The following is a 25,618-nucleotide window of genomic DNA, read 5'->3' on the forward strand; positions in this document are numbered from 1 at the left end:
CGGCGTGGATATGCCGTGAAAACCTTCCAGCGCCGCAGCCCCCTCTCCGACCGCTTCGCCGCCACCTCTCCCCCGCTTTGCGGGGCCGAGGAACCCACGTTCTGTAAGGGCGGCTCTTGTCCGCCTACTCCGCCGCCTCATACCCCGCGATACCCTTGATCTCCAGAAAATCCTCCAGCCCGTATTCGGCGTATTCGCGGCCGTTGCCGGATTGCTTGTAGCCGCCGAAGGGCAGGCCGGCGTCCCATTGGGGATAGTTGATGTAGACGTTGCCGGAGCGCATGCGCGCCGCGACGTCGCGCGCCTTCTGGATATCCTTGGCCTGGATATAGGAGGCAAGGCCGTAGACGGTGTCGTTGGCCTGCTCGACCGCCTGCTCGACCGTGTCGTAGGGCATGATGGCCAGCACCGGCCCGAAAATCTCCTCGCGCGCGATGCGCATGTCGTGGGTGACATCGGCGAACACGGTCGGCCTGACATAGTAGCCACGGTTGAGTTCGGCCGGACGGCCGGGGCCGCCCGTGACCAGCGTGGCGCCCTCGTCGATGCCGCTCTGGATCATGTCCTGGATCTTGTCGAACTGGGCCTGGCTGACGACAGGGCCGAGCTTGGTGCCGGGAGCGTCGGCCGGGCCGACCACGAACTTTTCCGCCGCCGCCTTGGCGTAGGAAGTCGCCTCGTCATGACGGTCGCGTGGCACGAACATACGGGTTGGCGCGTTGCAGGACTGGCCGCTGTTGCTGAAGCAGCCGGCGACGCCCTTGGTCACGGCGGTGGCGAGGTCGACATCCGGGAACAGGATGTTGGCCGACTTGCCGCCAAGTTCCTGATGCACGCGCTTGACGGTGTCGGCGGCGGCCTTGGCCACCAATATGCCGGCCCGGGTGGAGCCGGTGAACGACATCATGTCGATATCGGGATGGCTGGACAGCGCCTGGCCGACGCCGGGGCCGTCGCCATTGACGAGGTTGAACACGCCCTTCGGCACGCCGGCCTCGTCGAAGATCTCGGCGAAGATGATGGCGTCGAGCGGCGCGATCTCGGATGGCTTCAGCACCATGGTGCAACCGGCGGCAAGCGCCGGACCCACCTTGCAGGTGATCTGGTTCAGCGGCCAGTTCCATGGCGTGATCAGGCCGACGACGCCGATCGGCTCCTTGACGATCAGCGAGGAGCCCTTGACCTGCCGGAACTGGAAGCTCTTCAGCACTTCCGCCATCTTGGCCAGATGCGCGAGCCCGATGCCGACCTGGCTGTCGAGCGCCATCCGGCGCGGCGCGCCCATCTCGCGTGACACGGCGAGCGCAAGGTCCTGGCTGCGCTTCTTGTAGACCTCGATGACGCGGTTGAGGATGTCGAGCCGTTCCTCGACCGAGGTGAAGCCGAATGTGCCGAAGGCCCGCTTCGCGGCGGCCACCGCCTTGTCGACGTCGGCCTTGGAACCAAGCGAAATCTGCGCGAAGCTATCTTCGTTCGACGGATCGATGACATCGATCGTGTTGGGCACGACAGGATCGACCCACGCGCCATCGATGTAGAACTGCAGATTGTGTGACATGATTTCTCCTGAGGGGCGCCGCACAGCCGTCCGGCGTGATATCTGGTTAGAAATAACGATGCGCGAATGGCGGTGTCAAACGCAACCCCGAACTGGTGAGCGAGCCGCGAGCGGTTGAACCAGCCGGGCGGGCGATAGCTGGAATAGAACGAGTTAAAGCAGAGTATGCCCGGCTTCGCCCAGAAGCCGTGTCGCCGCGACCCGATCGGCGGCTTTCACCAGCAGGTGATCGCCGTCGAAAGTCGACACCACGAAAATGCCCAGCTCGTTTTCCGACAGTGGTCTGATGACCGACAACACGATGCCGGTTTCATCGAAAGCGAAAGGTCCTTGGAGCTTGAAGGCGACCCACTCGTCATCCCGCTTGACGCCATCTGGAACGCGATCCTGCAGACAGACGATCGAAAGTTCATCCTCGGTTCTGGTGATGCTGACGAAGCCTGGCCCGTCCGCCCAACCGGGAACGCTCGCTCCAGGCTCGAGCCGCGAAATCGCGTACAGCCCGGGCAGTTGCTTCAGCCTGATTTTGGCAGCCATTGTCGAACTCCGATTGCGGTCTATCCAGCGAGCCTCTTGCTCATATAGACAGTCGTACCGTTCATGAACGGCTCCTCCCGGTCGATCCTATAGCCGTGCCTCTTGTAAAGCGACACATTGGCCGCGAAGGCGCCATTGGTCAGCAGGCGAAGTTCGTTGCGGCCCGCTTCGGCCGCCTTGCGTTCAGCCCGCTCCAGCAACAGCCGGCCGATCCCCCTTCCCTGCGCATGCGGTGCCACGCAGACATTCTCGATCCAGACATGATCGTCGGCTGGCATGGTTTCGATCGCGCCGACGATTTCGCCCTGGTCGGTCGCAAGGTCGAACTCATGCTCTGCAACCGCTATGTCGTAGTCGGCGCGCATGGGCAGCGGTTCGCGGCCGATCAGCGGCACCCATTTGGCATAGGCCAAGCGCACGATGTCCCGGATGGCTGCGGCGTCCGCCGGCCCGGCCTGCCGGAACTGGATGGAAGGATTGATGCTCATCGAGGGCTCCAGACATGAACAGCCCGCCGACGGTTGCGCGGGCGGGGCTGGGAAGAACGAACCGGAATTAACGGGCCACTCCTCGTCGTCGCGCAATCATGCCGCCTCGCAGTGTACAGGTTCGGCGTCGCATGACATTGGCGCGGGGAAGAACGAACATGGCGCCAAGCTGGCGCAGCATGAGTGGCCCGTCAAGCCGACGCCAAGCCACCTTCTGACGGTGCCCCAGCCTCTTTACCGCGCTGCCTCACCAACCCTGATTAGAGGCATGCCGTATCGGCCCTTGGCCGACGACCGCATTTTGGTCACGTAAGCCGGAAAACCGTCCTGGAAAATCGATCATTCTAACGAAAATAATTCATTGGAAAGATTAGTTGGGGAATGGCATTCCCCGGGCGAAGTCGCCTGGAGCATGACGTTGTCTTCCTTATCCCACATTGCGAACGATATTCCAAAAAGCCTGACTTCCGCCGAACCCGCGCAGCGCCGCAAGGCGCTCGACTCGACCAAGGCCGGACCCGTGCCCGGTATGATATTGGTCGCGATGATCACTGCGGTGGCCTTCTCGGCTCGCAACGTCTCCGGCTTTGCCCTGTTCAGCCCGATGATAATAGCCGTCGTCGCCGGCATGATCTACTCCAACGTGCTCGGCACGCCGACGCACGCCAAGGCCGGCATCGCGTTTTCGCAGCGCCGGCTGCTGCGCTTCGCCATAGTGCTGCTCGGTTTCCAGCTGACGCTCGGCCAGGTGGTGTCGATCGGCGCCGGCGGTGTCGGCATCGTGGCAGCCACCCTTGGTGCCACCTTCGTCTTCACCATCACGCTCGGCCGGCTGATCGGCGTCGACGCGAAACTGGCGCAGCTGATCGCCGCCGGCACCTCGATCTGCGGTGCCTCGGCAATCGTGGCCACCAACATCGTCACCGACGCGCGCGACGAGGACGTCACCTACGCCGTCGCCTCGATCACCTTGTTCGGCACCGTCGCCATGCTCGGCTTCCCGCTGCTGTCGCCGCTGCTCGGCCTCGACCAGCATGCTTTCGGCCTGTGGGCGGGCGCCTCGATCCATGAGGTGGCGCAGGTCATCGGCGCCGGCTTCCAGAACGGCACCCAATCGGGCGAGATCGCCACCGTCGCCAAGCTCACCCGCGTCGCCATGCTGGCGCCGATGATCATCGCGCTGGGCCTGATGGCGCGCCGCAAGAGCAGCAGCGACCAGCAGGCGGCGCGCCCGCCCATGCCATGGTTCGTCGCCGCCTTCGTCGCCGTCGTGGCTCTGAACAGCCTTGTCGCGATACCCGCCGAAGTGAAATCGGCGATGGCGCTCGCCACCACCATCATGCTGACCATGGGGCTGGCCGCCATGGGCCTGCAGGCCGATATCTCGCAGCTGCGCTCGCGCGGCCTGCGCCCGCTCGCGCTCGCCTTCTCGGCCTTCCTGTTCATCGGCGGCTTCAGTCTGATGCTGGTGAAGTTCGCCTAGGCCCCAAAGGTAGCGCTCTACGGCGCCCCTGTCCTGCCGGACAGAGGGGGCGAAGGAACTCGACGGCCGACCGTCGGTCTTTTTGCTGAGCGCCTAATCCTCGAACGAACTGGCCGCGACATAGATCGCGGCCAGCGTTTCGATGCCGGCCTGGTCCGCCTTGTCGAAGCGGCCGGGCAGCGGGCTGTCGAGATCGAGCACGCCGAAGACGCCTTCATCGTCTTCGAGAAGCACGACCAGTTCCGAACGCGAATCGGCGTCGCAGGCGATGTGGCCGGGGAAATCGTGCACGTCCTTGATAAGCATCGAGGTGCCGAGTTCGACCGCCGTGCCGCATACGCCCTTGCCTACGGCGATGCGCACGCAGGCCGGCTTGCCCTGGAACGGACCCAGCACCAATTCCTCGTCCGAGGCCAGGAAATAGAAGCCCGCCCAGTTGAGATCGGGCACCATCTGGAGGATCAGCGCCGCGGTGTTGGCGGCATTGGCGATCGAGTCGCCCTCGCCCTCGAGCAGCGCCTTCAGTTGCGCGGCAAGATCGCGGTAGAACGCGGCCTTGTCCGAAGTGTCGATGGCCTTGGCTGCGAACATGGCTTGTCTCCGAACTGAGAATCGCGGTTCCGTTTTCCGCAGGCGCTCTGCACCAAACGACCACCGGAACAGTCTACCGTGAATCCTACCCGCCACGAAAGCCGCAAGATCAGGATCGCTGCCGGCGTCATCGCGGATGCGTCGGGCCGGCTGCTTTTGGTGCGCAAGCGCGGCACCAGCGCCTTCATGCAGCCCGGCGGCAAGATCGAGCCGCGCGAGGCCCCGCTCGACACCCTGATGCGCGAACTGCGCGAGGAACTCGGATTGGTGATCGACCCCGCCACCACCTCCTGGCTCGGCCTGTTCTCGGCCACGGCCGCCAACGAGCCGGACAGCACGGTCGAGGCGGAATTGTTCGCGCTCTCCATCGACGGCCAGCCGATAGCCGCCGCCGAGATCGAGGAGATCATCTGGCTGGAGCCCGGCTCGACCAATTCCGTCGAACTTGCGCCGCTGACGCGCGATGTGGTGCTGAGGTTGAGCGGAATGTAGCGGCGGCGGCGCCGCTATTACATCGGACGCTTGGGTTCGCCCTTTTGTGGCGTTGCCGGATCGGGCTCGGATTTCTTGTGCTTGTCGGCGGCAATCCTGCGGATGCGGTCGAAGCGGCTTTCCTCTGTCGTTTCGGTCGTGACGACCGTCTGTGGCTTCTGCACGAACACGATCATGGATCGATCTCCTGGGCCAGAGGCCTGCGCGCCGGGGGAGAATCCCCCGGCGGTAGTCGTCTCGCCTGCGGCAAAGACCGGTTTGGCGAGATACGGATCAGGTCTGAAAGATGGCTTTTATGAAACCACCTTCGCGAGCCGGCCGAATCCTAGTAGCCGCCCATGCCGCCACCGCCGCCCGCAGGCGCGGCATCCTTGGCCGGAATGTCCGAGATCATCGCTTCGGCGGTGATCAAAAGCGCGGCGATCGAGCCGGCATCTTGCAACGCGGTGCGCACCACTTTCGCCGGATCGACGATGCCCGCCTTGATCATGTCGACATACGCCTCGTTCTGGGCATCGAAACCCTGGTTGTGGTCCTTGCTGTCGGAGAGCTTGCCGACGACAACAGAGCCTTCAACGCCCGAATTCTCGGCGATCTGGCGGAGCGGCGCTTCGAGTGCCCTGAGCACGATCGAGATGCCGGCGGTGACATCGGCGTTGGCGCCGCCCAAGCCGGCAAGCGCCGTCCTGGCACGCAGCAGAGCCACGCCGCCGCCTGGCACGATGCCTTCCTCGACCGCCGCGCGCGTGGCGTTCAGCGCGTCGTCGATGCGATCCTTCTTTTCCTTGACTTCCGACTCGGTGGCGCCGCCGACGCGGATGACGGCAACGCCGCCGGAGAGCTTGGCCAGCCGCTCCTGCAGCTTCTCCTTGTCATAGTCGGAGGTGGTTTCCTCGATCTGGCCCTTGATCTGGGCGACGCGCGCCTGGATGGTCGCCTTGGTGCCGGCGCCGTCGATGATCGTGGTGGTGTCCTTTTCGATCAGCACGCGCTTGGCGCGACCGAGCATCTCGATGGTGACGTTCTCCAGCTTGATGCCGAGATCCTCGGAGATCATCTGGCCGGATGTGAGCACCGCGATGTCTTCCAGCATCGCCTTGCGGCGGTCACCGAAGCCCGGCGCCTTGACGGCCGCGACCTTGAGGCCGCCGCGCAGCTTGTTGACGACCAGCGTCGCCAGAGCCTCGCCTTCGACGTCCTCGGAGATGATCAGCAGCGGCTTGCCGCTCTGCACCACCGCTTCCAGGATCGGCAGCATTGCCTGCAGATTGCCGAGCTTCTTCTCGTGGATGAGAATATAGGGCTCTTCCAGCTCCGCGCGCATCTTGTCGGCATTGGTGACGAAATAGGGCGAGAGATAGCCGCGGTCGAACTGCATGCCTTCGACGACGTCGAGCTCGGTGTTGGCGGTCTTGGCTTCCTCGACGGTGATGACGCCGTCATTTCCGACCTTGTCCATCGCCTTGGCGATCATCTCGCCGACGCTGGCATCGCCATTGGCGGCGATTGTGCCGACCTGCGCGATCTCGGCCGACGACTTGACCTTCTTGGCCTTCGCCTTGATTTCCACGACGACGGCCGCGACGGCCTGGTCGATGCCGCGCTTGAGGTCCATCGGGTTCATGCCGGCGGCAACCAGCTTGGCGCCTTCGCGCAGGATCGAGGCGGCCAGCACCGTGGCAGTGGTGGTGCCGTCGCCGGCGAGGTCGTTGGTCTTCGAGGCCACTTCGCGCACCATCTGCGCGCCCATGTTCTCGAACTTGTCGGCAAGCTCGATTTCCTTGGCGACGGTGACGCCGTCCTTGGTGATGCGCGGCGCCCCATAGGCCTTGTCGATGATGACGTTGCGGCCCTTGGGGCCGAGCGTGACCTTGACCGCATTGGTGAGGATCTCGACGCCGCGCAGCATACGGTCGCGCGCATCGGTGGAGAATTTGATTTCCTTGGCAGACATGATTTTATCCAGTTCGCATTTGGAGTGGAGCCGTCACCGCGCAGAGGCGCGGCGCTTCAGTCAGGCGGCCTTCTTGGCTTCGATGCTCTTTTCGATAACGCCGATGATGTCGGCTTCCTTCATGATCAGAAGATCCTCGCCGTCGATCTTGACCTCCGTGCCCGACCATTTGCCGAACAGGATCAAGTCGCCGGCCTTGACGTCGAGCGGAACAAGTGCGCCGTTTTCGTCGCGGGCGCCGGGACCAACCGCGATCACTTCGCCTTCCTGCGGCTTTTCCTTGGCATTGTCGGGAATGATGATGCCGCCCTTGGATTTGATATCGCCTTCGGCGCGCCGGATGACGACGCGGTCGTGGAGTGGCCGAAATTTCATGAGAACTTCTTTCTGGGGCCGGCATAGGCGGCCGCCCCCTTCTATAGGCTCTTTGGCACTCGATAGATAGGAGTGCCAAAATTTATTCCGAGCGGATATTGAATAATCATAGTATTATTTCGGCGCCTGGGTTCATCGGGTCGGAAAAACGACCAAATATTTCAAAAATTTGAATTTTCCCGGCAGAGTACCTATTTATCGGACAAGTTCATTTTCACGATTTCAGACTCAAGGGAGATTTCCTCGATGGCCGACGGCAACCAGACGATCATGGAAAAAGCTGAAGCGCGCTTTGTCGACAAGCAGAAGAAGACGGCGGAGCGCAACAAGGCAACAGCCGAATATATGTCCGAAGCGAGGGCCAGGGAGATCAAGACGGCAAGGCTGAGGCAATTGCGGCTGGCCAAGGAAGAAGCCGACCGCGTGGCCGAGGCCCTGAACCCGACGCCGAAGAAGAAACGCGCGGTGAAGAAAACGACGGAGGCAAAATCATGAGCCTGACCTTCCCCAACCGCAGCCGCAGCTACGACGAGGCCGGCAAGCGCATCCGGTTCGTCGGCTATGACGGCATGTTCCAGATTTCCTTCTCGGTCGCCGCCGATGCCATGACGAGGATGCAGCCGGCGACGGCAGCCAATGAAGCCGGCTATCTCGCCACCTTCGACACCGAGAGCAGTGTTATCCGCGACGTAGCGTCAAAGGCCTATGACCGCACGCGCAAGAGCATGTATGTGCTGACGGCCGACGACTTCCGCTGAGACGACAGGCGAACGGCGCTGGATCAGGATTTACGCTCCGCCTTCTCCCGGCGCTTGACGTCCCGGACATTCATCTGATCGACCATGGCGTTGGCGTCGCGCGGGCTCATGCCGACCATCGCCCTTTGCCTGACGACGACGGGCTGGCCGGTGAAGACGTCGATGATGGCCCAGCTTTGGGGCAAGTCCATGCGCAGTGCGTAGCGGTTGGCCATTTGCCTCAGCCCTGCAACATGAAGAAGACCATGCCCAGGACCGATATCGTCCAGGCGACGACCGACAGCTTCAGCACCATGCCGCCATGGGCGGCCAGGGCCTCCCGCAGCCGTGGGGCGATACCTGCCGACGGGACCGGTTCCACCGCGACGACACGGGGTCCCTTGGCGCCAAGTTTTCCAAAGACGGGCAACAGCGACGGTTCACGCACGAAAATGGCCTCGAATGTCGGGGAAAGTCGGAGCGGGCAAGCTCTCGCCCTTCCATAGCACTCTTTTGGCGAGTGCCCTGCATGCCAAATGCAAATAGGCTGCTTTAACGCCGGCCGCATGCCACGTGACCCCGATCGTCAGATGCTGAAAGCGCGCAAGTCGGCTGGGTAGCAGTCTTCTTGCCGGCGCGTCAGCGTCACAACGAAGACGAGGACCTGTCCGGCCCAGGCCGCAAATGCAAGCTGGCAAGACCCATCGCCCTTGATGGTCCGACGCAGGCTCTACGTCATATGATTTTTGGAGGCCTCGCCTCGGGATCGAACCGAGGCTTCAGAGATTTGCCGTCTCCAGCGTAGCCGCTCCGCCACGAGGCCATGACTAGCGAACTAACCGATAATATTTGCGCAAGCGTTAAGACCGAAGAGTCGTTTGTAGACATGTCGCCGATTGCTGCTTTGGCCGGCTCGCGCCGTGGGCAGCACTGACGGCTGCCGATCAGCGCCTGATGAACTCGCCGGGCGCCGAGCCCGTGAGCCCGCCCTCCGGCGGCCACTTCGCACCACCGGAGGACCAGCCACTTTTCCTCTTGAACAGCCTCTGGATCTGGCCTAGTTTGGGTTGAGAAAAGGTTTTTCCAAACATTTCCGAGCGGGCTCGGCCATTGGCCGGGTCATTCCGGCCTGTAAGAGAAAACCTTTTCCCAATCGGGATTTTCGCCGCAATGGCATTGGACGATCAGCCAGCCTTTCCCAAGCCCGTCACCTTGCGTGACGTGGCGGCCGAGGCTGGCGTCAGCGTCGCCACCGCCTCGAAGGCGCTCAACGACCAGGGCCGCATGACCGCCGAGACCCGCGAGCGCATCCGCGAGACCGCGCAGCGCCTCGGCTTCCGGCCCAACAGCCTGGCACAGAGCCTGCTGCGGCGACGCTCCTTCACCGTCGGCCTGCTCACCAACGATACCTATGGCCGCTTCTCGCTGCCGCTGATGTCGGGCATTTCCGACGCGCTGGTCGACGCCGGCGTTTCGGTGTTCCTGTGCAATGTCGAGGAGGATCCGCGTCTCGGCCAGCTCCATGTCGAGGCCATGCTCGACAAGCGCGTCGACGGCATCATCGCCACCGGCAAGCGCATCGACCGTCTTCTGCCGGTCGATCTGTCCAATCTGCGCATTCCGGTGATCTATGCCTTCACCCAGCCCGATCCCGACGCCGTCGCCTTCGTCTCCGACGACGCTGGCGGCGCGCGGCTGGCAGTGGAGCATTTCTGTCGGCTCGGCCGCAGGCGCATCGCCCATGTCTCGGGACCGGCGAGCTTTGCCGTGGTGCACGCCAGGGCCCAGGCCTATCGCGATGTTCTGACCGAGAACGGCCTGTCGGTCACCGAGCCGCTGCTCGGCTCGTGGTCGGAGGCCTGGGGACACGAAGCCGTGGCGAGGCTGTTCGACAGCGCGGCCGAGGACGCAAGCGAAAGACCGGACGCCGTCTTCTGCGGCAACGACCAGATCGCGCGCGGCGTCATCGATGCCTTGCGCGAACGCGGTCTCGACGTGCCCGGCGATGTCGGCGTCATCGGTTTCGACAATTGGGAGATCGTGGCCGAAGCGACGCGCCCGCCGCTGACCTCGGTCGACATGAACCTAGCTGCGCTCGGCCGCGAAGCGGGGCTGACCTTGCTTTCCCTGGTCGGCGGCAAGCCCGCCGCGCCAGGCATCCGGAAACTGCCGTGCCGGCTGGTGGTGCGTCAGTCCTGCGGCCGCCTGCCGGACGGCTGAAGAACCAAACGCCGCAATCGGCGGCAAGCCGCGCGTCGCGGCCAAAACGTGGAGGAGGAGAATATGAGGACTTTGATTGCCAGGCTGGCCTTGACGGCCGCCGTATTCGGCTGCGGGCTGCAATTTGCCGCCGCCGAGACCGCCAACATCTGGGTGCGCGCCGACGGCTCGAACTTCATGCCGCGCATCGTCGATGCCTACAATAAGGGCCACACCAACCAGATCAAGCTCGACATCATCCCCAACGCCGAGATCATTCCGAAATACGGTGCTGCCGCCGCCGGCGGCACGGCGCCCGACGCGCTATCGCTCGACCTGATCTACACGCCCTCCTTTGCTGCCGCCGGTCAGTTGGAGGACATCACCGACTGGGCCAAGTCGCTCCCCTATTTCGCCAGCCTGTCGCCGGCTCATGTGAAGACCGGCACGTACAAGGACCGCATCTACGGCCTGCCCTTCTCCGCCGACGCCTCGGTGCTGATCTGGAACAAGAAGCTGTTCAAGCAGGCCGGCCTCGACCCCGAAAAGGGCCCAGCCAATTGGGCCGAGATCGAAGCCGACGCCGAAAAAGTCAACGCGCTCGGCGGCAACATCAAGGGCTTCTACTTCTCCGGCAATTGCGGCGGCTGCAACATCTTCACCTTCACGCCGCTGGTCTGGGCCTCGGGCGGCGACATCCTCTCGCAGGACGGCTCCAAGGCGACGCTGGACAGCCCGCAGCTGCGCGGCGCCATCGATCTCTATCGTTCGATGGTCAAGAAGGGCCTGGTGCCGGAAGGCGCCCAGACCGACACCGGCGCCAATTTCTTCGCCGCCTTCGCCGGCGGCAACATCGGCATCTCGCCGTCGGGTGCCTTCGCTATCGGCGCGCTCAACACCCAGTATCCCGATATCGACTACGGCATCACCTTCCTGCCGGGCAAGGATGGCGGCTGGTCGTCCTTTGCCGGCGGCGACAATTTCGTCGTCACCAAGGGCACCAAGAAGATCGATGTGGTGAAGGAGTTCCTCGACTTCGCCTATTCGCTGGAAGGCCAGACGATCCTGGCCAAATATGGCAGCCTGCCGGTGCGCGGCGACATCGCCAAGGACGCGCTGAAGGACCTCGACCCGCGCTACCAGGTCGCAGCCGAGGCCATGGCCAAGGGCAAGACGCCCTATTCGGTGGTCTTCAACGACCTGATCAACTCCGCCAACGGCCCGTGGACGCAGATGGTCAACGAGGTGTTCTTCGGCGACGACGTCGACGGCGCCATCGCCAATGCGCAGGAGACTATGCAGTCGATCATCGACCAGGCGCCGCAGAAATAGGCGCCTGCCGGCCGGCCGGCCGTCTCCCTGAGCGGGTGGCTGGATATTGTTTGGTTCAGATACAGGGCTATCGCGTTGAGAAGACTCACTAGCATCGACAGCTTGGGACCTAGCGCACTTCGCCTCCCCTTCTCCCCTTGTGGGGTGAGAAGCAGTCCGCGCAGGGGACGAAAAGCCAACTGCTTGGCTTTTCGAGCTTCGAACGCCCTGAGCCTGCGAAGGGCCGGGTGGTGGCCGATCCACTCTGCCGGGTCCCCGCTGCTTCGCAGCCTCCCGGTGTTCGCCGGCCTTTCATCGTGCCACTGGCACGATGAATTCGCCTCCGGCGAACCGGCCGCTCACCCCACAAGGGGAGAAGGAAAAGCGGGCCAGCCATGACCACCATCACAGCAACCACCGCCCCGCCCCGCGCCCGAAAACTCGTCGGTGCCGGTCGCCGGCAATGGATCGGTCTCATCTACGTCGCGCCGGCCGTGGCGCTGGTCATGGTGTTCTTCGTCATCCCGCTCGGCATGACGGCGTGGATGTCGCTGCACAACTGGCCCCTGATGGGCGGGCACTCCTTCATCGGCCTCGACAATTACGTCGCGATCCTGCGCGACACCAGGTTCTGGAATGCGCTGAAATTCACCGGCTACTACACTGTGATCGTCACCATCGCGATCTTCGCCGTCGCCTTCCCGCTGGCCATCTTCATCGAGCGGCCGCGCCCGCTGACCAATCTCTACCGCACCGCCTTCTTCATGCCGGCGGTGGTCGGTTTCGCCTCGGCGAGCCTGCTCTGGTCATGGCTGCTCAACGTCGATTCCGGCCTGTTCAGCCCGGCCGCCTACAACCTCGGCCTGATCGACAGGAAATTCAATCTTCTGGCCACCTTCCAGCCGGCCTTCTGGTCGATCATCGCGATGGTGGTGTGGAAGGTCGCCGGCTTCACCATGATCATCCTGATGACCGGCCTGCAATCGATCCCGCAGGATTTGCAGGAAGCGGCCGTCATCGACGGCGCCGGCCCGTTCGCAAGATTCCGGGCCATTACCTTGCCGCTGATGCGCCGCACCCTGGCGCTGGCCCTGATCCTGTCGGTGGCCGGCTCGGTCCTCGCCTTCGACCAGTTCTACATCATCCTGCGCGGCGGCCCGCGCAACCAGACGCTGACGGCGGTGTACTGGATTTTCAACCAGTCCTTCGTGTCGTTCAAGCTCGGCTATGGCGCGGCGCTCTCCATGGTGCTGCTGGTGATCCTGGTGGCGCTCAGCCTCGTGCAGCTCTGGCTGCTGAGGAAGCCCGAGGGCCTCGACTGATGGCGCAGGCAATGTCCGCTCAAGGCAAGCTCGCCGCCAGCGTCGTCAGGCACTCCACCGGCATCGTCGCCTCGGTGCTGTTCGTGGCGCCGATCGTGTGGGCCGCGCTGTCGGCCTTCAAGCCGGCGCAGGAGGCGCGCCAGCCGCCGCTGCCGCCCTGGCCGACGACAGGCTTCTCGCTGGAGAACTACGCCACGCTCAACACGTTCGGCGACGGGCTCTGGGTCTCGGCGCAGAACAGCATCTACGTCTCTGTCATGACGGTGCTGGTCTCGGTCGTCGTCTCCGTGCTCGCCGGCTACGGTTTCTCGCGTTTCCGATTTCCGCTCAAGGACCTGTTCTTCGTCCTCATCCTGTCGACGATCATGATCCCGTTCCAGTCGATCCTGACGCCGATCTTCCTGGTGCTCACCAAGCTTGGCCTGCACAACACGCTGACCGGGCTGGTCGGCGTCTATGTGACGCTGCAACTGCCGTTCTCGATCTTCATGATGCGCAACGCCTTCGACGCGGTGCCGCGCGAGATCGAGGAGGCCGCGCGCATGGACGGCGCCGGAAACGCCACCATGCTGTTGAAGGTGATGCTGCCGCTGGTCTGGCCGGGCGTCGTCACCATCGCGCTGTTCGCCTTTCTCGGCGCCTGGAACGAGTTTCTCGCCGCTTTGGTGCTGATGACCGACCAGTCCAAGTTCACGCTGCCGGTGATGATGACCGCACTCCAGTCCGGCCGCTTCGGCGCCATCGACTGGGGCGCGGTGCAGGCGGGCGTCACCGTGATGATGGTGCCGTGCCTGATCCTGTTCCTGGCTTTGCAGCGCTTCTACATCCGCGGCCTGATGGCCGGGGCCGTCAAGTGATCGATCGAATGGAGTAAGTTCATGACCGCATCGTCTTCTGCCAGGCCTGCCAGCGCCTCCAGGCCCAAACTCGCCTTCCGGCCGCTACCGGTGCCGCAGGTCGACGTGCACGGCTTCTGGGGCGACCGTGCCGATGCCGTCGCCGCGCGCACCGCCAATATCCTCTACGACCGCTGCGTCGAGGCGGGCATGCTGGAGCAGATCGATCCGGACCGGCCCTCGCCCGGCGTCGTCATCCCGTTCCATTCCCCTTCGCCCGACGAGGCGGCTTCCCCCGGCTTCACCGGCTCGACGGTGACGACGCAGATGTTCTGGGACTCCGACTGGGGCAAGACGATCGAGACGGCGGCCTATTCGCTCTACCGCGCCAAGAACCCGGAGCTGGAGAAGAAGATCGACGCCGTCATCGACCTCTACGAAAAGCTGCAGCAGCCGGACGGCTATCTCTCGAGCTGGTACCAGCGCATCCAGCCCGGCCTGCGCTGGACCAATCTGCGCGATTGCCACGAGCTCTATTGCGCCGGCCACCTGATCGAGGGCGCCGTCGCCTATTACCAGGCGACCGGCAAGCGCAAGCTGCTCGACGTCATGTGCCGCTATGCCGACCATATCGCCTCGGTGCTCGGGCCCGAGCCGGGCAAGAAGAAAGGCTATTGCGGCCATGAGGAGATCGAGCTGGCGCTGGTGAAGCTCGCGCGCGTGACTGGCGAGAACAAATACATGGAGCTGGCGAAATACTTCATCGACCAGCGCGGCCAGCAACCGCATTATTTCGACGAGGAGGCGCGCGCCCGCGGCACCGATCCCAAGGCCTATCATTTCAAGACCTATGAATACAGCCAGTCGCACATTCCGGTGCGCGAGCAGGACAAGGTCGTCGGTCATGCGGTCAGGGCGATGTATCTCTATTCCGGCATGGCCGACATCGCCACCGAATATGGCGACGACAGCTTGCGGGTGGCGCTCGACCGGCTGTGGGACGATCTCACCAGCAAGAACCTCTACATCACCGGCGGGCTCGGGCCGTCGGCGCACAATGAGGGCTTTACCAGCGATTTCGACCTGCCCAATGAGAGCGCCTACGCCGAGACCTGTGCCGCCGTCGGCCTGGTGTTCTGGGCCAGCCGCATGCTCGGCATGGGGCCGAACGCCCGCTACGCCGATATCATGGAGCGGGCGCTCTACAACGGCTCGATCTCGGGCCTGTCGCTCGACGGCTCGCTGTTCTTCTACGAAAACCCGCTGGAAAGCCGGGGCCGGCACAACAGATGGAAATGGCACCGCTGCCCGTGCTGCCCGCCCAATATCGGGCGCATGGTGGCCTCCATCGGCAGCTATTTCTACAGCCTGGCGGACGACGCGCTTGCCGTCCATCTCTATGGCGATTCCACCGCTCGTTTCGACATAGCGGGCGTGCCGGTGGCACTGACGCAGGCGAGCCGCTACCCCTGGGACGGTGCGGTCGCCATCACCATCGAGCCGCAGGCGCCGGTCGCGTTCACCCTGCATCTGCGCGTGCCGGCATGGAGCGCCGGCGCGGCGCTCAAGGTCAATGGCGAGACGGTGAAGCTCGAGGACGTCACCAGCGATGGCTACGCGGCGATCCGGCGCACATGGAAGAAGGGCGATAGCGTCCGCCTCGATCTCGAAATGCCGATCGAACGGCTCTACGCCAACCCGCAGGTGCGTCAGGACGCCGGCCGCGTGGCGCTCTCGCGCGGCCCGCTGATCTACTGCGTCGAGGCGACCGACAATGACGGCAGCCTGCACCGCATCGCATTGCCGCGCACCGCAAGCATCGAGGCGCATGACGAGCCGGACCTGCTGGGCGGCGTGGTGGCGCTTTCGACCACAGCGCTGGCCGACACCGATGAGGGCTGGCAAAACGGGCTTTACCGCACCGACCCGCCCGCTGCCAGACAGACGCGGCTGACCGCCATCCCCTATTTCGCCTGGGACAACCGCGAGCCCGGCGAGATGCTGGTATGGCTGAGGGACGGATGAGGCCAGAAGGGCGCGAAGGAGCGCGACAGGCTTAGTTCTGCCCGCCGCGTTCTTCGGCGCCAGTCACACGGAGCTTATCGCCGGGCCTTTGACTTGTTCAGAGCCACGGCGGCGCGGATAAGCGCCTTGAACGCTTCCTCGTCGACCTCCTCGCCCTCTTGGAAATCGATGGCGCGCCTGGTGTTTCCTTCCAGGCTGGAGTTGAACAGGCGCGACGGATCGGGCAGCGCCGCACCCTTGGCAAAGGTCAGCTTGACGACGTTCTTGTAGGTCTCGCCGGTGCAGATCATTCCGGCATGCTCCCACACCGGGACCCCGCGCCATTTCCACTCCTCCACGATCTCGGGGTCGGCCTGCCGGATCAGGCCGCGCAGCCGGCTCAGCATCTCGCCGCGCCAGTCGCCGAGTTCCTCGATCCTGCCGTCTATGAGCTGCGAAGGAGACCTGCCTTCTGGCGACCCGCTCTTCGTCATGTCCGTTCTCCTTCAGCCTTGAGGGCGATCACCGCCCCGTCCGCCCGATCATAGGCGCTCTGTCGCGCGCGGCAAATCCGGGCCCGGCGCGCAAATCTCACATCCGTTCGCCGGGCAGTCGGCTCGCCTGCTTCACCCACTCGGTGAACTGGGCCTCGTCGAACTCGTCGTCCTCATGAATGTCAAGGTAACGCGTGTCCTTGCTTTTGGACTGGCCAGGCGGCACCGGGTCCAGCGAGATGCCGCGGAAGAAGGCCACCTTTATGTATTTCGTGAAGCAATGAAAGCTGAGGAACCAGCCCTCGCCTTCCACGCCATAGAAGGGCGAGTTCCATTTGACGGCCTTGCGCACATCAGGCACGGCACGCTCGATGAGCGCGTCGAGACGGCCGCCGACCTCGCTCTTCCAGTCCGGCATGGCTGCGATATAGGCCTGCACGGGGGCGTTGCCTTCGCCCTTGGCGATCTGCGGGTTGCCGCCAGAAAGCAGGACCGGACCGGCGGTTGCTGGCCTGGCGGCGCCTTTAGCTGATTGCCCCTGCCTCTTCGCCATCCATCCCGTCCTTACTGGCTCGCGCGCTGCCGCCCGTTAAGCCGCTTGGCGGCGTATGGCAGCACGAACATGTAGAGGCCGCTGAACAGCAGCAGGAAAAGCGGCAGCAGCGGCGAATAGACCACCCAGGCAGGCGGCTGCCCCAAGCCCATGGCGACGAAGTTGGCGAGGACAGTCCCCGTGAAGATGATCGATAGCCAGCGATGCGTTTGCCGGACCCATTTGTTCCAATCCATGCTATCTCCTCTTGAAAAATGAACGAAACGCCGCTTACCAGCGCGCCAGCTGCGTGATCTGGATGAGGTTGCCGCAGCTATCGTTGAGCTGCGCTATGGTCGAGCCGGTCACTTCGGTCGGCGCCATGGCGAAGGCCGCGCCCCGCGCCTTGATGCGCTCGTGATCGGCCTTGATGTCGTCGGTGAAGAGCATCAGCGCCGGCTGGCCCTGCTTAAACAAGGCCTGCCGGTAGGCCTTGGCCGCGGGGTTGTCGTTCAGCGCAAGCTGCAGCTCGGTTCCCTCAGGCTCGTCCGGCGAGGCCACTGTCAGCCAGCGAAACGGACCGTTGCTGAAATCGGCCTTCTTGGTGAAGCCCAACACGTCGGTGTAGAAGGCAAGCGCCTTCTCCTGGTCGTCCACATAGACGCGGGTCAATTTGATCTTCATCGCATATCCTCCATAGGTTCGTTTGCTCCGGGCTGCCCTCGAACAGTCTTGCTATGACCGTGCCGACCGACCTCAGTCCGTCCGTGCCAGGAGCTCTTCCAGCTTCTCCAGGAATTTCGGCCATCCCATCTTGGCGCCGCCATAGGCCCGCCTCTGCTCGGGCCGGAAACCGGACTGCTCCATGCGCAGATGGGTCCCGGCAGGCGTCGGGGTGAGCGTAAAGGTCACCACGCTCCTGAGATCGAAGGCCGGGTCCTGGTGCGCGAGGTTCCAGGTGTAGGACAGCGTCTTGTGCGGCTCGACGGCAAGCACCTCGCAATCCAGCACGCCGCCCCAGGCGGTGCTGAGGTTGAAGCGATGGCCCACGACCGGATTTAAATCGTTCTTCATCAGCCACTCCTCGATCAGATGCGGTTGCGTCAGTGCGCGCCAGAGTTTTTCCGGCGGATGCGAAATCTGCCGCTCGACGACGACAGTGCGGGTGTCGGCGGCAGTGTCGTTCACTGGTCCATCCTTTTGAGCAGATCCTCGAGATCGTCGAACCGGCTTTCCCAGAACCCGGCCATCTCACGCGTCCAGTCCATCAGCGGCGCCAGCGCGCCGAGCTGCGCGCTGTAATGCGTCTGGCGGCCTTCATGGCGGTCGCGCACCAGCCCGGCCTGCTTCAGCACGCCCAGATGCTTCGACACGGCCGGCTGCGAGACCCCCGACTGGATCGTCAGCGCTCCCACCGTCTGCTCTCCCTGGCGGCACAGCCGTTCGAAGATGGCGCGCCGCGTCGGGTCGGCGAGCGTCCTGAAGAGCGCATCATGAGCATCCGGCATTTAATCGATAACCCGTTGGCTATTGATCAACGTATAACCGTCGGGATATGTATTCGTCAAGCGGAAGATTTGGAGTGGCGGGAAAGCGTCCGGAACTTCCGGGTCGCGCTGCGCTGGAAACGCCGATCGCTAAACCGGGGCGTGGACGCGGTTGATCTCCTCGGCCACCAATGCCTGCAACTGCCACAGGTTGCGATCGCGAATGCCGCAGGCGTCGAGGTGGCGGATGGTCTCGAACAGATATTGCGCGCCCGAGCCCCAATGGCCGGCGGCCCGGGCCAGCGTCGCCGCGATCGCCCGTTTGTCCAGCCTGCCGACATAGCGCGCATTGGCGGGATCGACGACGAAGCCGAGCGCGCGGCACATGCCGCCCTCGGTCCTGACCCGCAGCCAGCGCGGCACGTTGACGGCGGGCAGGATGGTCATCTCGCGGCGCAGCAGCGCCTCGAGATTGTCGGCAACCGGCTCCGCGATCTCGAACACCATGCCCTGGCATTGGCCACCACGGTCGAGCGCCATCATCAGGCCGGGCTGCTCGATCGTGCCGCGAAACCGCTGCACGGTGAAGCAGAAAGAGCGGTGCCAGCCAGTCGCCACCGCGCGCTCGCCTCCCCTCACCTCGCCCGCCGGCTTCCATAGCAGCGAGCCATAGGCGAACAGTTTCAGCGGCCCGGCCGGCGCATCGGCCAGTATTTCATCGCTGAAACGCGCATAGTCGGCGTCGGTCATGTAGACCATGCCCGGCGTCGGCCCGGCATCCTCGACCGTGCGCAAGGTGCGGGCGACCAGCGCCTCCGTCAGCGCCATCGCCGCGCTTCGCGACGTAGATTGTGATCGTGCGGCGGATATCGGCCTGTTCATTTTCGTACTCCAGCCTCGCCGCCATGTTGCCCAAGGCAAAGGGATTCTCAAGAGCCAGAGCCACTCGGACGCGGACTCAGAAGCTGAGCGAACCTGCCCAAGCGTTTGAAAAGCCTCGGCGCACCGCCGTCGCGACAGAAGTGGCCGAAAGTCCGCCTGGGTCGGCGCCATCCGCCGCCGGCGGAACGAGATCGCGTTCGACGCGTTTCATTGGGTTGGGAGGGAACTATGAACGATGCGCCGGCAACGCCCATCGGCAGGACGCTTTCGCCCAGCGAAATGGTCACCGTGATGTCGCATTTCCATCGCGCCGAGATTGCGCGCATGGCGGGATGGCGCGACCGTATCGACAGGACCAGCAATTGGGCGATCACCGTCGTGGCCGCGATGCTGTCGGTGTCGCTGTCGACGGCCAGTGCCCATCACGGCGTGCTGCTGTTCGCCATGCTGCTGGTGCTGCTGTTGCTGTGGATCGAGGCACGGCGCTACCGCTTCTTCGACGTCTACCGCGCCCGCGTGCGCCAGTTCGAGCGCCACTATTTCGCGCAGATCTTCTCGCCGCAGCCGGACTTCGCCTCGGACTGGCTGCTGATCGTCGGCGAAAGCCTGCGCACGCCGAAATTTCTGGTCTCGCAGCGGGTGGCGCTGGCGCGCCGTTTGCGCCGCAACTACATCCATATGATGCTGATCCTGCTGCTCGCCTGGATCCTCAAACTATCGACGCCGAGCCTGCTCGATCGGGCCGCGCCGGTGGGTTTCGTCGGCACATTGCGCGAGGCCGTCAGCGCCGCCGCCCTGGGTCCCGTGCCCGGCCTGGTCATCGTCACGCTGGTCGCCATCCTCTTTGCCGGCCTGCTGGCCGTCGCCTTACTGACGCCCGACGACAACGGCGAACTCTCCTTCGGAGACGTGCATGTCTAGTCCGCGATGGACAAAAACGCTTTGCGAACAACCGGGTGAGGCGCCATCCTGAATCAAACCGCGAATGAGCGCCTGTGTGCCGGCTTGGAAAATAGCCGCATGGATGCCATCTAGAGGGAGAGAGCCGGCCTCTGGGCGGTCGGCCACGGAGCATCGAAACAAGTGACGCAGCGAAGCGGCAGCGCCGACCTGCCGCTGCATGGCGGACGGGTCCCGAAATGGCTGGGCGACCGCATGACGCGGCTCGGCGCGGTGCTGTGCCAGGCGATCATCCACCATTATGGCCGCGACGAGCTGCTGCGCCGGCTGGCGCATCCCTTCTGGTTCCAGTCCTTCGGTGCGGTGATGGGCATGGACTGGCATTCGTCCGGCATCACCACCAGCGTCATTGGCGCGCTGAAGCGCGGGCTGACGCCGCTGTCGGGCGAGCTCGGCATTCATGTCTGCGGCGGTCGTGGCGCTCATTCGCGCAAGACGCCGCACGAGCTGGAGATGATCGGCGAACGTGTCGGCTTCGACGGCGCGGCCCTTGCCACCGCCAGCCGCCTGGTCGCCAAGGTCGACAGCGCCGCCGTGCAGGACGGTTTCGATCTCTATCTGCATGGCTTCATCGTCACTGACGACAGCCGCTGGGTGGTCGTCCAGCAAGGCATGAACGGCGACAGAAGGCAGGCGCGCCGTTACCACTGGCTGTCGGAAGGGCTGAAGAGTTTCGTCGACCAGCCGCACGCGGCCATCGAGGGCGAGCGGCAGGGCGAGATCGTCAACCTCACCGACCATCGCGCCGAGGCCTCGCGCAGCGGCCAGCTCGATCTTCTGCGCCAGCTCGGTCCCGACCGGATCGTGCACGAATTCGCCGCCATCGAGCCCGCGACGGCTTCGGCAAAGCGCGACAACGCACAGCCAATGCTGCCCAATCTGGTCATGCCGGCGCACCATGACGTGCGCGAAAGCGACATCGTCATGCGCCGGCTGCACGGCAACATCTCCGCCGCCATCGAGAGCGGCCCGACAGATTTTCCCGAATTGCTGCTGGTGCCGGGCGTCGGCGCCCGTACGGTGCGGGCGCTGGCAATGGTGGCGGAGGTGGTGCATGGCGCGCCGTGCCGCTTTTCCGACCCGGCGCGCTTCTCGCTGGCGCATGGCGGCAAGGACCGGCATCCCTTTCCGGTGCCGCTGAAGGTCTATGACGAAACCATCGCCGTCATGAAGTCGGCGGTCGCCAAGGCCAAGCTCGGCCGCGAGGAGGAGCTTGCCGCCTTGCAGCGGCTCGACGGCCAGGCGCGGCGACTGGAGCGCTACGTCACCGGCCCGAGCCTGAAGGAGATCGTCGCCGGCGAGTTCGACCAGTCGCACCTGCTCGGCGGCCGCAGCGTCTTCGGCCCGGAGCCGCCGCCTGAAGGTGCTTTGCCGGGCGGCGCCAAGAAGTCGGGCTAGATCGCCGATCGCGGCCAGCGACGGCGACGGCGACGATTGGCGAAGCAATCTGCGGAGGCGTCCAGCCGGTAGATGGGCCTTTCTCCCCGTCCTATACGGGGAGAAATGTCCGGCAGGACAATGAGGGGCGGCGCCAAGGTTTCGGCAAATAGCATCTGGATCCTGTATTTCTCCCATGTCGGCGCTGCCCCTCATCCGCCTGCCGGCACCTTCTCCCCGTATAGAGACGGGGAGAAGAGGGCTGTCTTTTATGTCGGCACTTACCCAACAGATCGGCCGGAACAGATTGGCCCGACCCGCCGCAACCTTGCGCGGCATTGCACGTTTATGGGCAGCGGACTTGATCCGCGTTGAGGGGTTGGATGACTAGGCACTGGCCGCAAACGGGATTTCTTCCTGCCATTCTCATCCTTTTCGCCGCCTTTACCTCGCCGTGCCCGGCCTGGGCAGCCCAGGCAAGCAGCCACGCCGCGGGCATGGGCGGCTCGGCGGAGGGCGTTTTCGTCGCCGAGATCGTGCTTCTGCTTCTGGTCGGGCGCGGCCTGGGCGAAATCTTCCAGCGCTACGGCCAGCCGGCGATCATGGGCCAGTTGATCGGCGGCATCCTGCTCGGGCCTTCGCTGTTCGGCTGGCTCTGGCCCGATGCGCAGCAGCTGATCTTCTCGACCGACCCGGCGCAGAAGAGCATGATCGAGGCGGTCTCCCAGCTCGGCGTCCTGCTGCTTCTGCTGCTCACCGGCATGGAGACGGACCTGCGCCTGGTGCGCCGGGTGGGCGCTGCGTGTTTTTCGATCTCTGTCACCGGCGTCGTCGTGCCCTTCGCCTGCGGTTTCGCGCTGGCGCAAGTCCTGCCCGGCACGCTGCTGCCCGACCCCAGCGAGCGCGTCGTCGTCGGGCTCTTCCTCGGCACGGCCCTGTCGATCTCCTCGGTCAAGATCGTCGCCATGGTCGTGCGCGAGATGAACTTCATGCGCCGCAATCTCGGCCAGGTCATCATCTCCTCGGCCATCATCGAGGACACGATCGGCTGGCTGATCATCGCCGTCACCTTCGGCATCGCCACCAACGGCAGCCTCCAAATCGTGCCGCTGGTGGTAACGGTGGCCGAAGTGGCGCTGTTCATGGTGTTCTCCTTCACCATTGGCCGCCGGCTGGTGTTCACGCTGATCCGCTGGAGCAACGACTCCTTCCGCAGCGAATACGCCGTCATATCGGTCATCCTGATCATCATGGGCGTGATGGCGCTGATCACCAATCTGATCGGCGTCCACACCGTGCTTGGCGCCTTCGTCGCCGGCATACTGGTCGGCGAATCGCCGATCCTGTCCAGCCACATCGAGAGCCAGTTGCGCGGCGTCATCACGGCGCTCTTCATGCCGATCTTCTTCGGCATGGCCGGGCTTTCGGCCGACCTAACCGTGCTTGCCGACCCGACGCTGGCGCTGCTGACGCTGGCGCTGGTGCTCATCGCCAGCATCGGCAAGTTCGGCGGCGCCTTCATCGGCGGCCGCTTCGCCGGCATGACGCTGAAGGAGGCGACCGCCGTCGGTAGCGCCATGAACGCGCGCGGCTCGACCGAGGTCATCGTCGCCTCGATCGGCCTGTCGATGAACATCCTCTCCCACAACCTGTTCACCATGATCGTCACCATGGCGGTCATCACCACCCTCGCCATGCCGCCGATGCTGCGCTGGGCGCTCGGCCGGCTGCCCGTCGAAGACGCCGAGAAGCAGCGCGTCGACCGCGAGCTGCTCGACGAGCGCGGCTTCGTCTCCAAGCTGGAGCGGCTGCTGCTGCTGGTCGACGACAGCCCGGTCGGCAAGTTCACCGCCTATCTCGCCGGCTTGGTCGGCGGCGGCAGCGGCATGCCGACCACGCTTCTCCACCTCAAGGACGGCAGGCTTGCCGGCCCGGCCCGCGACAAGGGCCCGGAGCGTGCCTTGAAGGAGGTCAAGAAGGGCGCCGCCAGAAGCGCCAAAGCGGTCAGCAAGGCCGAGGACACGCCGGTCGAGAAGGTGCATCTCACCGCCCGCAGCGAACGCGAAGCGACCGCGCGGACGATCGCCGAGGAGGCGCGCAAGGGCTATGGCCTGCTGCTGGTCGGGCTCGAGGCCATGCTGACCGAGAAGGGCTCGTTCACCGAAGCACTCAACGACATGACGAGCGGCTTCGACGGTCCGCTCTGCCTGGTGCTGAACGGGGCCGGCGCCGGGGGCAAGATGCCGGTGCTGCGCGCCGGCACCACCATCCTCGTTCCCGTCAACGGCACGGAAGTATCGCGCCGCGCCGCCGATTTCGCCCTGGCGCTGGCAAGGCCGCACCGGGCGCGGGTCAAGGTGCTCTATGTTTCGCAGGCGCGCAAAGGCGCCCGGCAAGGCACCGTTTCGCATCGTCGCGAGGAGGCGGTGCTCAAGGACGTCGTCGATCTCGCCGACCGCTACGGCGTCGCCGTCGATACCGCCATCCGCGCCCGCGCCACGCCCGACAAGGCGATCGCCAGGGAAGTGGCCAAGGGGGCGGCGATGGTGGTGATGGGCGTCACGCAGCGGCCGGGCGAGGAACTGTTCTTCGGCGACACCGCCATGGCGGTGCTGGCCGCCGTCCCCTGCCCGGTCGTGCTCGTGGCAAGCGACCGCATCCGCGCCGAAGCAAGGCCCGAAGCCGCGGCCGAAACCGGTGCCTGATGGCCGAGCCTATAGGCCGAAGAACTGCCTGCCAATCACATAGCCCAGCGCCACCACGGCCAGCGGAAACAAGGCCGGCGCGACCTTGCCGAGGACCGAGCCTTGCTGCTCCTTTGGCGGCACATAGCGTGCATTGCCGAGATTCTTGGTCATTGCGTACCCCCGCGCGAACCGGTTCATTAGCAGATGCTTATTAACAACACGGCCGAATTAACGGTTCGCGAAGAAATTCGCTCGAAAGCCGGCCATTTGAGTGGATGGCGGGTGAATGCGGTTTGGCTCAGTCTCGATCTCGGAATCGGGTTTGCCTGCGGCCTCGCGCAACGCCGCGGCTTCGGCCGTCGCGGCGGAGCGCTAAATCCGGCAGACCGCCATGACGAAGAACTCGCGGTAGCAGAAGTCCGGATCGTCGAGCAGGCGATCCGGCCGCTGCTTCAGGTCCTGCCAATAGGCCTGGTCGGCATCAGGCAGGGCATAGCTCGGCGCGACGCTGGCAAAATAGGCCAGCAGGTCGCGAACATAGTCGCGCGTGAAGCGAGGCGCGGGCGCCCAGCGCTCGACCAACCAGCCCTTGCGGCTGACGACCTCCAGGCCAGCCTGGCGCAGGCGCGCCGGAAGCGTCGAACCGCAATCGGTGCCGAGCACGCCCCGGTCGCGGAAACCCTGGAGCCTGGCCGCCATGAAGCGCGCCAGCAGCGCCCGGTCCATGGGCAGGATCTGCAGGATGGTCGAATCGAAATCCTTGACGGCGAAGATGCCGCCCGGCTTCAGCACGCGCCTGGCCTCGCCGACGGCAAGCTCGAACTCGGCCGGCGTCAGATACTGCATGACATTGCCGGACCAGACGCAATCGAACGAGGCGTCGGCGAAGGGCAGCGACAGGATGCTGCCGACATACGTGGCGATTTCCTGCGGCTCGGACAACGTGCCCGCGAGCGCCTCGACCCGGGCGATGTTTTCGGGCGCGAGGTCGAGTGCGGCGATGAAGCCGGAGGGGCCGACGGCGCTGGAGATGAGCGGCAGGAAGCCGCCGCTGCCGCAACCGGCATCGAGCACGCGCCAGCCCGGGCGGATGCCGGCATCGAGCAAGGCCGCCACATATTCGGGGCGCGATGATTCAAAATGAAGATCGAGCCACCCGGCCTCGCTCGCTTCGTGACCGGTGGACGTTTGGTTCTTGGCAGACAAATGATTACCCCCCAATGACGCGGCACGGATAGAAGCGTACCGAGCGGCATCACGCAATGCCCTGCGAAGCTGAGTGAATTAGCGCCGGTGATTGCCCTCGTCAGGC

Annotated in this window: 30 protein-coding genes; 12 read left to right on the top strand and 18 right to left on the bottom strand. The window is 64.6% G+C overall.

Going from position 1 to position 25,618, the window contains the following annotated elements:
• Nucleotides 1-124: 124 nt before the first annotated feature.
• The 3 genes from LB545_RS14455 to LB545_RS14465 all read right to left on the bottom strand — a co-directional run bounded on the left by LB545_RS14455 (nt 125) and on the right by LB545_RS14465 (nt 2,583).
• Nucleotides 125-1,558 (bottom strand): aldehyde dehydrogenase family protein, encoded by a 1,434-nt coding sequence (locus LB545_RS14455; RefSeq protein ID WP_224705319.1) that lies wholly within the window; start codon nt 1,556-1,558, stop codon nt 125-127.
• Nucleotides 1,559-1,711: 153 nt separating this feature from the next.
• Nucleotides 1,712-2,095, bottom strand: coding sequence for an ACT domain-containing protein (locus LB545_RS14460; RefSeq protein ID WP_140516236.1), 384 nt, complete (start codon nt 2,093-2,095; stop codon nt 1,712-1,714).
• 20 nt (nt 2,096-2,115) lie between these two features.
• On the bottom strand, nt 2,116-2,583 hold the full coding sequence (locus LB545_RS14465; RefSeq protein ID WP_140499176.1) for a GNAT family N-acetyltransferase: 468 nt from the start codon (nt 2,581-2,583) through the stop codon (nt 2,116-2,118).
• 418 nt (nt 2,584-3,001) lie between these two features.
• On the opposite strand from LB545_RS14465, the gene LB545_RS14470 reads away from it, so the two are divergent.
• The gene (locus tag LB545_RS14470) at nt 3,002-4,066 is read left to right on the top strand and encodes a YeiH family protein (protein ID WP_224705320.1); all 1,065 of its coding nucleotides are present in this window, start codon (nt 3,002-3,004) and stop codon (nt 4,064-4,066) included.
• Nucleotides 4,067-4,159: 93 nt separating this feature from the next.
• On the opposite strand, the gene LB545_RS14475 is transcribed toward LB545_RS14470, so the two are convergent.
• Complete coding sequence (locus tag LB545_RS14475; RefSeq protein WP_224680676.1) at nt 4,160-4,657, bottom strand: GAF domain-containing protein; 498 nt, start codon at nt 4,655-4,657, stop codon at nt 4,160-4,162.
• A gap of 78 nt (nt 4,658-4,735) precedes the next feature.
• Between LB545_RS14475 and LB545_RS14480 the strand changes: the two genes are divergently transcribed.
• Complete coding sequence (locus LB545_RS14480) at nt 4,736-5,149, top strand: NUDIX hydrolase (RefSeq protein WP_140559861.1); 414 nt, start codon at nt 4,736-4,738, stop codon at nt 5,147-5,149.
• Nucleotides 5,150-5,166: 17 nt separating this feature from the next.
• Here the strand turns inward: LB545_RS14480 and LB545_RS14485 are convergent, their stop codons facing one another.
• From LB545_RS14485 to LB545_RS14495, 3 genes are all read right to left on the bottom strand, one after another.
• Nucleotides 5,167-5,325, bottom strand: a complete 159-nt coding sequence (locus LB545_RS14485; protein ID WP_181167670.1) for a hypothetical protein — start codon at nt 5,323-5,325, stop codon at nt 5,167-5,169.
• Nucleotides 5,326-5,474: 149 nt separating this feature from the next.
• Nucleotides 5,475-7,103: a chaperonin GroEL gene (gene groL, locus LB545_RS14490; protein ID WP_224680694.1), complete on the bottom strand. Its 1,629-nt coding sequence runs from the start codon at nt 7,101-7,103 to the stop codon at nt 5,475-5,477.
• 60 nt (nt 7,104-7,163) lie between these two features.
• Entirely contained in the window at nt 7,164-7,478 is a 315-nt protein-coding gene (locus tag LB545_RS14495) for a co-chaperone GroES (protein WP_140565483.1), read from the bottom strand.
• Nucleotides 7,479-7,724: 246 nt separating this feature from the next.
• On the opposite strand from LB545_RS14495, the gene LB545_RS14500 reads away from it, so the two are divergent.
• Together LB545_RS14500 and LB545_RS14505 are read left to right on the top strand one after the other, a co-directional pair.
• Entirely contained in the window at nt 7,725-7,973 is a 249-nt protein-coding gene (locus LB545_RS14500; protein ID WP_140499188.1) for a hypothetical protein, read from the top strand.
• Nucleotides 7,970-8,236, top strand: coding sequence for a DUF1488 domain-containing protein (locus LB545_RS14505; RefSeq protein WP_140499190.1), 267 nt, complete (start codon nt 7,970-7,972; stop codon nt 8,234-8,236). The genes LB545_RS14500 and LB545_RS14505 overlap by 4 nt, the downstream gene beginning before the upstream one ends.
• A 23-nt stretch (nt 8,237-8,259) precedes the next feature.
• On the opposite strand, the gene LB545_RS14510 is transcribed toward LB545_RS14505, so the two are convergent.
• A complete protein-coding gene (locus LB545_RS14510; protein ID WP_140521391.1) occupies nt 8,260-8,451 on the bottom strand; it encodes a hypothetical protein in 192 nt (63 codons plus the stop codon).
• A 5-nt stretch (nt 8,452-8,456) separates the two neighbouring features.
• On the bottom strand, nt 8,457-8,663 hold the full coding sequence (locus LB545_RS14515; RefSeq protein WP_140499194.1) for a hypothetical protein: 207 nt from the start codon (nt 8,661-8,663) through the stop codon (nt 8,457-8,459).
• A 722-nt stretch (nt 8,664-9,385) separates the two neighbouring features.
• On the opposite strand from LB545_RS14515, the gene LB545_RS14520 reads away from it, so the two are divergent.
• From LB545_RS14520 to LB545_RS14540, 5 genes are all read left to right on the top strand, one after another.
• Nucleotides 9,386-10,435 (top strand): LacI family DNA-binding transcriptional regulator, encoded by a 1,050-nt coding sequence (locus tag LB545_RS14520; RefSeq protein ID WP_140879059.1) that lies wholly within the window; start codon nt 9,386-9,388, stop codon nt 10,433-10,435.
• Between the two features lie 63 nt (nt 10,436-10,498).
• Nucleotides 10,499-11,746 carry an ABC transporter substrate-binding protein gene (locus LB545_RS14525; protein WP_140516254.1) on the top strand — a complete coding sequence of 416 codons (1,248 nt, stop codon included), beginning with the start codon at nt 10,499-10,501 and terminating at the stop codon, nt 11,744-11,746.
• Nucleotides 11,747-12,120: 374 nt separating this feature from the next.
• A complete protein-coding gene (locus LB545_RS14530) occupies nt 12,121-13,047 on the top strand; it encodes a carbohydrate ABC transporter permease (RefSeq protein ID WP_140499200.1) in 927 nt (308 codons plus the stop codon).
• Nucleotides 13,047-13,904 (top strand): carbohydrate ABC transporter permease, encoded by an 858-nt coding sequence (locus LB545_RS14535; protein ID WP_140521386.1) that lies wholly within the window; start codon nt 13,047-13,049, stop codon nt 13,902-13,904. Before LB545_RS14530 ends, LB545_RS14535 begins: the two co-directional genes overlap by 1 nt.
• Nucleotides 13,905-13,925: 21 nt before the next feature.
• Complete coding sequence (locus LB545_RS14540) at nt 13,926-15,908, top strand: glycoside hydrolase family 127 protein (protein WP_224705322.1); 1,983 nt, start codon at nt 13,926-13,928, stop codon at nt 15,906-15,908.
• 74 nt (nt 15,909-15,982) lie between these two features.
• Here the strand turns inward: LB545_RS14540 and LB545_RS14545 are convergent, their stop codons facing one another.
• From LB545_RS14545 to LB545_RS14575, 7 genes are all read right to left on the bottom strand, one after another.
• On the bottom strand, nt 15,983-16,381 hold the full coding sequence (locus LB545_RS14545; protein ID WP_140674385.1) for a DUF1801 domain-containing protein: 399 nt from the start codon (nt 16,379-16,381) through the stop codon (nt 15,983-15,985).
• 97 nt (nt 16,382-16,478) lie between these two features.
• Nucleotides 16,479-16,934: a DUF1801 domain-containing protein gene (locus tag LB545_RS14550; protein WP_140565501.1), complete on the bottom strand. Its 456-nt coding sequence runs from the start codon at nt 16,932-16,934 to the stop codon at nt 16,479-16,481.
• A gap of 11 nt (nt 16,935-16,945) precedes the next feature.
• Nucleotides 16,946-17,170 carry a hypothetical protein gene (locus LB545_RS14555; RefSeq protein ID WP_140499210.1) on the bottom strand — a complete coding sequence of 75 codons (225 nt, stop codon included), beginning with the start codon at nt 17,168-17,170 and terminating at the stop codon, nt 16,946-16,948.
• A gap of 34 nt (nt 17,171-17,204) precedes the next feature.
• Nucleotides 17,205-17,597, bottom strand: a complete 393-nt coding sequence (locus LB545_RS14560; RefSeq protein WP_224705324.1) for a VOC family protein — start codon at nt 17,595-17,597, stop codon at nt 17,205-17,207.
• A 72-nt stretch (nt 17,598-17,669) separates the two neighbouring features.
• The gene (locus tag LB545_RS14565) at nt 17,670-18,101 is read right to left on the bottom strand and encodes an SRPBCC domain-containing protein (RefSeq protein WP_140582629.1); all 432 of its coding nucleotides are present in this window, start codon (nt 18,099-18,101) and stop codon (nt 17,670-17,672) included.
• Complete coding sequence (locus tag LB545_RS14570) at nt 18,098-18,421, bottom strand: ArsR/SmtB family transcription factor (RefSeq protein WP_140499215.1); 324 nt, start codon at nt 18,419-18,421, stop codon at nt 18,098-18,100. Before LB545_RS14570 ends, LB545_RS14565 begins: the two co-directional genes overlap by 4 nt.
• Nucleotides 18,422-18,550: 129 nt before the next feature.
• Nucleotides 18,551-19,282 carry a gamma-glutamylcyclotransferase gene (locus LB545_RS14575; RefSeq protein WP_140582632.1) on the bottom strand — a complete coding sequence of 244 codons (732 nt, stop codon included), beginning with the start codon at nt 19,280-19,282 and terminating at the stop codon, nt 18,551-18,553.
• 228 nt (nt 19,283-19,510) lie between these two features.
• Between LB545_RS14575 and LB545_RS14580 the strand changes: the two genes are divergently transcribed.
• The 3 genes from LB545_RS14580 (at nt 19,511) to LB545_RS14590 (ending at nt 24,324) form a co-directional block, all read left to right on the top strand.
• The gene (locus LB545_RS14580; RefSeq protein ID WP_140499219.1) at nt 19,511-20,203 is read left to right on the top strand and encodes a DUF2270 domain-containing protein; all 693 of its coding nucleotides are present in this window, start codon (nt 19,511-19,513) and stop codon (nt 20,201-20,203) included.
• Nucleotides 20,204-20,365: 162 nt separating this feature from the next.
• The gene (locus tag LB545_RS14585; RefSeq protein WP_140657470.1) at nt 20,366-21,640 is read left to right on the top strand and encodes a DUF763 domain-containing protein; all 1,275 of its coding nucleotides are present in this window, start codon (nt 20,366-20,368) and stop codon (nt 21,638-21,640) included.
• 476 nt (nt 21,641-22,116) lie between these two features.
• Entirely contained in the window at nt 22,117-24,324 is a 2,208-nt protein-coding gene (locus tag LB545_RS14590) for a cation:proton antiporter (RefSeq protein ID WP_411971084.1), read from the top strand.
• Between the two features lie 9 nt (nt 24,325-24,333).
• On the opposite strand, the gene LB545_RS14595 is transcribed toward LB545_RS14590, so the two are convergent.
• Together LB545_RS14595 and LB545_RS14600 are read right to left on the bottom strand one after the other, a co-directional pair.
• On the bottom strand, nt 24,334-24,477 hold the full coding sequence (locus LB545_RS14595) for a hypothetical protein (protein ID WP_181167671.1): 144 nt from the start codon (nt 24,475-24,477) through the stop codon (nt 24,334-24,336).
• Nucleotides 24,478-24,678: 201 nt separating this feature from the next.
• On the bottom strand, nt 24,679-25,512 hold the full coding sequence (locus LB545_RS14600; RefSeq protein ID WP_224705328.1) for a class I SAM-dependent methyltransferase: 834 nt from the start codon (nt 25,510-25,512) through the stop codon (nt 24,679-24,681).
• Nucleotides 25,513-25,618 lie beyond the last annotated feature (106 nt).

Source organism: Mesorhizobium sp. BR1-1-6 (assembly GCF_020165355.1).
GTDB lineage: Bacteria > Pseudomonadota > Alphaproteobacteria > Rhizobiales > Rhizobiaceae > Mesorhizobium.